We start from the raw sequence: 703 nt of genomic DNA on the forward strand, positions 1-703 counted from the left end.
GGACCACCTGGGTCGCGAAGTTCATCGGGTCGCCGCCGATGAACCTCTTCGAGGGCGAGAACCGCGACGGCGCCGTCCAACTCGCCGAGGGCAACAGCCTCCCGATGCCGGCGGAGACGTCGTCACAGACCGTCTCGGTGGGCGTCCGGCCGGAGGACATCGACGTGTCGACCGCGGCGCCCGACACGGACTGGACGGTGCCGGGCACGGTGAAGACGGTCGAACCGCTCGGGGAGTACGTGCTGGTCAACGTCGAGGTGGGCGGCTCCGTGGTGAACGTGAAGGTCCCGACGACGGACGCGGCGGCGGGAGACGGCGTTCACCTCACGTTCGACCCGAGCGACGCGTACCTCTACGACGGGGACGGGGAGCTGGTGGCCTGATACCATGTCCGTCGAATCGTACCTGGAGGACCGGCTCGACCGGGACGTGGACGGGGAGAAGCTCACCGCGATCCTCGTGTTCATGCTCCCCGGGCTCACGCTGTTCGGCATCTTCTCCGTCGGGCCGATGCTGTACTCGGCGGTCGGGAGCTTCTTCACCTGGGACGGGTTCACGATCGGGCAGTTCGCCGGGTTCGAGACGTGGATCGCGACGTTCAACGACGACGCGATCATCAACTGGGACAACCTCCTCGCGCTCCAGTACCCGATGGGGGCGCTGCCGCAGAACATCATCTGGATGGTTGTCCACGTCCCGCTGA

Annotated in this window: 1 protein-coding gene and 1 pseudogene; both read left to right on the forward strand. The window is 67.0% G+C overall.

Going from position 1 to position 703, the window contains the following annotated elements; all coding sequences use genetic code 11:
- Positions 1-383, forward strand: a 383-nt coding sequence (locus tag EXE42_RS16215) for a TOBE domain-containing protein (protein WP_137706982.1), incomplete at its 5' end; no start/stop codon positions are given.
- Between the two features lie 4 nt (positions 384-387).
- Positions 388-703, forward strand: a pseudogene (locus EXE42_RS16220) (sugar ABC transporter permease); the annotation flags it as partial.

This window comes from Halorubrum sp. SP3, from assembly GCF_005435195.1.
In the GTDB taxonomy this organism is placed as follows: domain Archaea; phylum Halobacteriota; class Halobacteria; order Halobacteriales; family Haloferacaceae; genus Halorubrum; species Halorubrum sodomense.